We start from the raw sequence: 7766 nt of genomic DNA on the forward strand, positions 1-7766 counted from the left end.
TTGATTTTGAATCAACGTTGAATACACACCCTCCACCTGCCACAAATCTTGATGAGTCCCTCGTTGCACAACCTTTCCCCGTTCCAAAACAATAATTTGATCACAATCTCGAATCGTACTTAATCGGTGTGCCACAATCAAACAAGTACAGCCGCGCCGCCGCAGATTCTCGTCAATCATCCGTTCCGTTTCAGCATCCAAAGCACTCGTCGCTTCATCCATAATCAAAATAGAGGGATTATTCACCAACGCTCTAGCAATTTCCAACCGCTGCCGTTGACCGCCACTTAAATTAGCCGCATTTGCGATCAATTGAGCATCATATCCTCCAGGTAGCGAGAGAATCACATCATCAATGACCGCATCCTGACAAGCGCGAACAAGATTTGTTTCCGGAATTGTGGGATTCCAGAGGGTCAAATTATCCCGAACCGTGCCACCAAATAACTGAATCGTCTGCTCAACCATTGCTACAGAATGGGTGAGAACTTGATCCGGTATTTCAGTTCTAAGTTGACCATCAAAATAAATATCTCCTGACCAGGGTTGATACAGTCCACTAATCAGTTTAGCCAGAGTAGATTTTCCCGAACCACTACTACCCACCAAAGCAATTCGCTGTCCGGGTAAAACCTTGAGACTAAAGTTTTCAATCAGGGGCGGATCAACTCGGCTGTAGCCAAAGGTAATCGCCTGTAACTCAACATAACCTTGTAACTTTGGATATTGACTCTTGAAGTTAGCAGGTTTTGGCGCAACCTGGGGGTCAATTGGGTTACACAAGACATCATCAAGGCGAATTAAATTCCCCTCCAGTTCCTGAAGCATACTAGCAAAACTGACTAAATTATTCACAGGCAACAAAAAGCTCTGCATTAACCCTTGAAATGCCACCAGCATCCCTATACTCAGATATCCATCCATCACCCGCCACCCGCCAACCACTAATAGAAATAGGGACGAAATCGCCGATAAAACGGTGGGTAATACCGAGAAAACTTGATTAGTAACATCCAATTCCTGCTGAGAATTGATCGCTTTAGTGTAGTACCCCGCCCAACGAGAAAATACATCGGACTCTAAACCCGAAGCTTTAACCGTCTCAATACTTTGAAGTGCCGCAATAGACGCCCCCGCTGCTTTACCATGCTCTTGAATTAAGCGTTGATTTGCATCTTTACGTTTCCGGGAGACGGACTGTAAGATAAAAACATTAACCGCCGCAAATCCAACAACAATCCCTGTCAGAATTGGGTCATACTGTACCATGACTAGCCCATAAAAAATCACCATCACGGCATCAATTACCGTCGTCGTCAACCGTCCCGACAGCACCTCCGCCACTTGGTCATTGAGACGACTACGATAAGTAATTTCTCCAGCAAATCGTTGGGCATAAAAATCAACTGGTAAGCGCAGGATATGCCAGAGAAAGCGACTGGACATTCCCACAGACAGTTTCACCTTCAGGCGGCGCAAATACCGCAAGCGTAGCTGAGTCAACAGTCCTTGCAGAATCGCTGTAATTCCTAGACCAATAAGTAACGGACGCAGCCATTGTTGGCGTCCCTGAATCAGGATTTCATCAACAAAGATTTGGCTAAAGACGGGAATTGCCATGCCCACAAGGGTCAATAAAAATCCTGCCATTATGCAGTACATTAAAGCGCCCACTGTACCTTGTAGCCGTTCCCACAAGGCAAGAATTGTGCTAAATTTGCGCCCCCCTTTGACAAAATCAGAATTGGGTGTCATCACCAGGACGATACCTGTATAACTAGCATCAAATTCCGAGAAAGACACCGTTCGTGGACCTGTACCTGGGTCATTTACGTAAACCTGTCGCTTGCCAATTCCTTCTACGACTAAAAAGTGATTGAAATTCCAAAAAATAATATAAGGCGGGCGCAAATCTGGAAGGTCTTGGATTTCTTGTTTATAGCCTTGGGCGTCGAGTCCATAGAGTCTAGCCGCTTTAAGGATATTTGCCGCTTTACTACCATCGCGAGACACACCACAGGTTTGCCGCAATTCAGGTAGGGGAACGATGCGACCATAGTAACTTAAAATAATACCCAAAGCAGCCGCACCACATTCCATGGCTTCCATTTGCAAAAGTGTGGGCGTTTTTACCCGCCTGGGGCGACGTTTTAGCCGTTTTTTCAGGGAGTGAAAAGGGTTAAGGGATGTCACGGATACAGTCGTCATGATTCCAATTTTATGGGCTACCAGTCTCACCCTTGGTTATCGAATCGGTTGCCAGATGGATAACTCATCACTGGGCTTTAATTAAAACAATAAGCCAATAAAATTTTCGATGCAGTCCCCGTTTCTGCCAAGGTTATGGTAAGAAGGGGACAGATTAATTACACAATCCGGTGATTGCCCTTGCTGAAAACTGCCACCCTCGTTTACGTCGGAATCATGTCACCTTGGTTGTGGTGTGGCACAGTCACAGTAAGATTCCCATCAGGGCGGGTTTTGTTGAGAGGTTATCGGTCAATATCAACATTAAATGGCTAAACCCGCCCCTACAATTGACCTCATACCCTCATCCCCTCTTATCCCCCTACTGGCTTGATACAGCTAAGATTGTGGAATATATTTCACTATTGAATCGGGCGCACGTCGGTTATTGGTGTCAACTTAAGCTCAACCCCTCACCCCCAGCCCCTCTCCCACGCCGGGGAGAGGGGAGCAAGAGCATCCGATCCCCCTTCTCCCGTGCAACAAAAGCGAAGCATCTGCTGTCCTCCCCCCTCTTGTAGGGGGGAACGAGGGGGGTGGAGAAGGGGTTAGGGGATGAGGGGGAAATGTTGAGGAATAGATAGACACGGTGTAAAACCTTGCCAGCATTGGTTTTCGACCTTAAGTTGACACGGATGCACGTCGGTGCTAAGGGAGCGGCGTAAAAATAAAGTACCAGTGAGGAAAGCGGAATTCATAAACTCAGCCAAGTCTCCTTGGTACATTATTAAGTCGCAAGTCCCTAACCTAAGGTTTCGGCGCTAATGGTTAATTCATCAAATAAGCTGTGTCAGCCCACTACCCTCTTTAATAAATGCCACTACTCGACCTAAGAATCGGTAGAATAAACGTAATTGGCGCTCGTTCTTCTATCGTCACGCGAACGGTGGTGGTGGTTCCTGAAGAGATGTTGAGCTCAGGTCCTTTAGAAGATGACCATTTGTAACCACTAAATGTTGTAGAATCAGGATGGAGGTCAGCGACAACTTGCATCAGTCCTGCTGGCTGATTGGATACCAAATCTGCGACTATTTCTGGATTACCGACAACCTTCGCCGCTGCTGCTTGGGTGATGGGAAAGGTGGAAATATCTTTAACGGCACCGACGATACCGCCAAAGCGTTCCCGCTTCACGGTTTGGGGTGTGATTTGTAGCGTCATACCGGGTTTAATTTTTTTGCCGTCGCCAACGGAGAAATAGGTAATTCCCACCATTTCGCTGTCGGGATGTGCCGCGTCTAGGGTTGCCAAACGGGTTCCTGGGTTGACCACTTGTCCAGGATTAACCGCGAGTTCGACAATGCGTCCGCTGTGTGGGCTGATAATTTGGCTATTATCATTTAATTGTACTTCAAGTTGGGCAATGTCGCGCTGAACTGCTTGAATTTCTTTCTGGCGCAGGGTGACGGCTTCTAAGTCTTCTTGGGCGAGATTAGCTTGGCGACTCTCGAGTGCTTGGAGTTGCGATCGCAAGTTAGTAATAGTACTCAGGTTATCACGATAGGCTTTTTCTTGCTCGGTTGCTGTAACATCGAGTTCTGTTAACTGGGTTTGGAGTTTAGAGATGTTATCCTGGTTTTCTTGAACTTGCACTTGAGCATCCAGCAGAACATCATGAGTAATCACTCGTTCGGCAAAAAGTTGCTTACGGATGTCCAATCTCTGTTGATAAATAGGAGTCATCCCCTGAACGTGCTGTAAGCTTTGTTGCAGGCTTTGGCGTTGTTGTTTCAGGGATTCATTACTGGTAGTTTTAAGCAATGGGGTTAGGGATTGGAGCTCCTGAATCCGTTGCTGGAGGTATTGGCGTTGCTGTTGAATCGAGTGTTTTTCCTGTTCAATTTGCAGGGCTTGCAGTGAACTAACGGCTTGGTTTTGGGATTGGAGTTGGGCGAGTTTAGTTCGTTGCTGTTGAAGTTGTTTTTGGAGTTCAGTTTGGTTAATGGTTCCCAGAACTTGACCTTTTTTAACCCTATCTCCTACTTCGACAGTTAAATCGGATAATTGCCCGGAATTTTTAGATTGAAGCGGTACAACGTTGCTAGGATTAACCAGGACACCGCGCCCTTCAATCGTGATGGGAATGCGTCCGTAAATACTCCAGAATCCCGCAGCGGCGACTAAAGAGGTTAAGGAGAGTAAAGGAAGCCAACTTTTGGGGTTGACGACTTCCATAAGTTGGTCTAGCCGTTCGGGAGATGATAAACGTTCTAGAGATTTTTCTCGAAATAGAGTTTGTTTTTGAGTCAGCATGATTGATTCAGAAGCATCCCCCGATTTGAGGTCGGGGGAGTGTTAATTACAATCCGGTTAGTTTCAGGACTAAGCTGTTATGCATTTAGTTTTTTGACCCGAAAATCTTGAAGGAGTCTGGGCTTCAGAACAGCGTATAAGGGTATTTACTGAACTGCGGATTTATGATTATAAATCCACCAGATACGGTTTCCAACTGTTCATCGGATAGTTCTTCCACCCCAGGGTTAGCTGCAAAGTTTTGGGTGGATTTCATCATGTGCGCTTCCTCTAAGCTTTTTCCTCCCGTTGTTAATGACAAAGACTGTTGCTGAGTTTTAGATTGAGACATCTTGGCAAAAAATGGATTGATGTTAGGCATTTGATTTTCTCCGTTGTTTATTTACTACAACCTAGCGAAGTTCAGGAATTTTCCAAGGAAAATACCTACAATTACAGCCTGTATCCGTAGTGGCGTTACACCGCTAAAATAGTCGAATAGATTTGACATATTTTCTGGGGGCAAGGCTTGCACCCCTACAAAGCTAATCTATCTAATTAGCTGTGCCACGCCGCCATCAGATATTAGCGGAGGATAACGCATCATTACCGTTATCAACGGTGTAACTGCGTAAATCTTGCTCGTTTAACCTTTCTAAACTTCTGGTTAGTGATAGGCAATCCACAAAATCCCCCAACCACCAGCTACAGTTTTCAACTGTTCATCGGATAGCTCTTCCGCCCCATGGCTAGCCGCCAAATTTTGGGTAGATTTCATGGCTTGGACTTCATCTAAGCTTTTTCCTCCCGTTGTTAATGACAAAGACTGTTGCTGAGTTTTAGATTGAGACATATTGGCAAAAACTGGATTGATGGTAGACATTTACTGTTCTCCGTTATTTGTTCTTTGGAATCTGAGGACTTTTCTATTGGTATAAGCTAGAATGCTCTATCTGTTACCGTCCTACTCTATTAATAATAACCACTAGCAATCCTGAATAAGTAGTACTTTTTTTAGAGAAAATAGGATATTTTTTTGAATTAAAACCTTGGAGAAAATTAACTTTTTTAATTAAGGTTTGCCTCATGGAGGGTGGTGGTGAATGAAGAAGTAAAAGGGAAGATGCTATCCTGCGAAAGTGAGCAAATTAATCATAAAAAAATTAGTTGATTAGGAAAAGAGTCCCCAATTTTTAGAGCAGTAGGGACTCTGTGCGAAAAATCTGTGCGGAATTTGGATATAAAGTAAATCTCCTCCCTGGGATATCATCCTCGTCTTTGATTATTGTTTATTCTTGCGTTTCCGCAGAATACTTGCTCCCCAAGTACCAACGATAATAGTCCCCAAAATAGAAGAGGGTTCTGGCACCGAAGCCGTAGGGCGAACTTTACCCGCCATCACATCATCGATGAAACTGGCATAAGTGGATACTCGCGTAACACCCGCAAATTCACCGAAACTAGCATTAGCGTGTCCTTCGATAACAACATCTGTAATTGGATTATCTGGGAACAGACGAGTGTCAATAATGCCATCTCTATCAATATCCCAAACATCAGACAAACCATAGGAGGTAATTCCGGCAATCAACTTATTTCCCTCATCGTCGAGGAGGAATGAGGGTCCCCCTGAATCACCTGGTCCTGGAGTAACTTCGTTGAGTCCTAACCCTAAGTCATGGATACCAAAGTGGACACCAAAGGCATCATTTTCAGGATTGCCGTTGTCAAAATCGAAGAGGAGTTGCCCCTGAGAAATTGTCAAATCAGGAAGTTGAGCAAAATCATTAAATATATCTCTAAATGCCTCAAACTTATTTTTGCCGAAGCGTTTACTTCCATCAAAATTAATGATATCAAAGCCTTGATAACCAGTCCCAGTAAGTCCGTATCCAACCATTGTGAAAATCTGACCTATTTCATCTGTTCCTCGATAAATATCATATTGTTCAATAGCTGTTGGAGCTTGCTTAGCTAACTTCAAGACAGCAATGTCACCATCATCTCCAGCATATATAGATTCAGGTTTCCAACCGGGAAAAACAAAAAAATCACTAACTTCTATGTTCTCAAAAATCCCATTGGTTGATGGAAAAAGCGGCTCGTTGGACAAACTAAAAATTGCTCTTGTATTACCCAATAAATCTGGATAAACTTGTCCATTTTTGTCGGCAATACAATGGGCGGCTGTGAGAAGATGTAAGCTGCCTGGGAGGAGAGAGCTAGTACAAAAAACTTGTTGTTCTATTGTTAGAGCGGCAACGCCACTAAAATCGAAAGGATCAACCAAAGCATTAACTGACTCATCCGGAGTAATAATGGCTTTGGCGACTTCTCCTGTGCCTAGGGTGACGAATGCTGTTCCCAGTACAGCGATTGATGCTTGCTTGAGAATTGACATTGATTCTTTATCTCCAAAACGACAAAAACGACAATTTCCTGTTGTTCCTATCCTTGAGCGGTAATCTATCCGGGTGAAAACCTCTTCTTTAATTAATACGATAAGCAAACTAACTTAAGGATGCATTCCCTGTTTGTGCCAAGGTGATGGTAGAAACTGGACAAGTCAATGGCATAATACTGTCACCACCGTTGCCGAAAACTGCAAACCCTACACTTGAGGAGAGCAATCAGGATTTTCTGTATTGAACTGTGGCATCATTGATTGGGTTTCGGCGCGTCAACCCAACCTACGATTTCACTCAAGTTAGTTAAACTGTTATCAATCAAAGGGTTTGGGAACGTAATTCCAATTGGAACAGTTCGCGAGATTCTTGTCGTACATCTCCTTCCATTGCGGCTTGCTGCAACTTCATGAAGGCATTGAGTTCGTCTGGTTCATAAGTTTTGCTTTGTAAACGCTGCCGCAGTTGTTCTTCAGCGGCTAAGGTTAGATAACCAATTGTCAATGCTTTTTGAACTAAATCACGAATCGATAGCATATTACCACCTAAACCTGAAATGAGCAGATGCTGGATTTTAGAAACAATTTTTATGTTATGTCCGCTTGATTTTTACTATATAAAAATAAAAAAATGATGTACTTACCTTTTCGGTCAACTCTATGACTGAAATCAGATTATTCAGTTACCGAAAGTGATAACTAGCTTGGCATAAAAGTATAAGTAGCGACCAAAATGGTCGGACGACAAGGGTGCCGCAATTATTGACAATCCGGTTTACAGCGCTTTTCAAGTAAGTGGGTAAAGAGATCCCCGACTTCTTAGAGAAGTCGGGGATCTGGCTTGGATTGCTTATACCAAATCCGCCTTTCTTACCCTCTTTTG

General features: G+C 44.0%; 6 protein-coding genes. All 6 read right to left on the minus strand.

The annotated features are described in order from the left end of the window. The coding region (locus ACLFWI_RS22560; protein ID WP_446414787.1) for an NHLP family bacteriocin export ABC transporter peptidase/permease/ATPase subunit at positions 1–2208 on the minus strand (2208 nt) is incomplete at its 3' end. Between the two features lie 846 nt (positions 2209–3054). Further along, entirely contained in the window at positions 3055–4500 is a 1446-nt protein-coding gene (locus ACLFWI_RS22565) for an NHLP bacteriocin system secretion protein (RefSeq protein WP_446414788.1), read from the minus strand. A gap of 124 nt (positions 4501–4624) precedes the next feature. Then, the gene (locus ACLFWI_RS22570) at positions 4625–4861 is read right to left on the minus strand and encodes a bacteriocin (protein ID WP_446414789.1); all 237 of its coding nucleotides are present in this window, start codon (positions 4859–4861) and stop codon (positions 4625–4627) included. Between the two features lie 285 nt (positions 4862–5146). Further along, positions 5147–5362 carry a hypothetical protein gene (locus tag ACLFWI_RS22575; RefSeq protein WP_446414790.1) on the minus strand — a complete coding sequence of 72 codons (216 nt, stop codon included), beginning with the start codon at positions 5360–5362 and terminating at the stop codon, positions 5147–5149. 399 nt (positions 5363–5761) lie between these two features. Continuing rightward, positions 5762–6988: a trypsin-like serine protease gene (locus ACLFWI_RS22580; RefSeq protein WP_446414791.1), complete on the minus strand. Its 1227-nt coding sequence runs from the start codon at positions 6986–6988 to the stop codon at positions 5762–5764. Between the two features lie 217 nt (positions 6989–7205). Continuing rightward, the gene (locus ACLFWI_RS22585) at positions 7206–7421 is read right to left on the minus strand and encodes a hypothetical protein (protein WP_446358732.1); all 216 of its coding nucleotides are present in this window, start codon (positions 7419–7421) and stop codon (positions 7206–7208) included. Between the last annotated feature and the right edge of the window lie 345 nt (positions 7422–7766).

This window comes from Coleofasciculus sp. (assembly GCF_046539235.1).
Classification (GTDB): domain Bacteria; phylum Cyanobacteriota; class Cyanobacteriia; order Cyanobacteriales; family Coleofasciculaceae; genus Coleofasciculus.

Bases quoted from the DNA above. Each gene is read 5' to 3' on its own strand.
- ACLFWI_RS22565 (WP_446414788.1), bottom strand. From the start codon at position 4,500: ATGCTGACTCAAAAACAAACTCTATTTCGAGAAAAATCTCTAGAACGT.
- ACLFWI_RS22570 (WP_446414789.1), bottom strand. From the start codon at position 4,861: ATGCCTAACATCAATCCATTTTTTGCCAAGATGTCTCAATCTAAAACT.
- ACLFWI_RS22575 (WP_446414790.1), bottom strand. From the start codon at position 5,362: ATGTCTACCATCAATCCAGTTTTTGCCAATATGTCTCAATCTAAAACT.
- ACLFWI_RS22585 (WP_446358732.1), bottom strand. From the start codon at position 7,421: ATGCTATCGATTCGTGATTTAGTTCAAAAAGCATTGACAATTGGTTAT.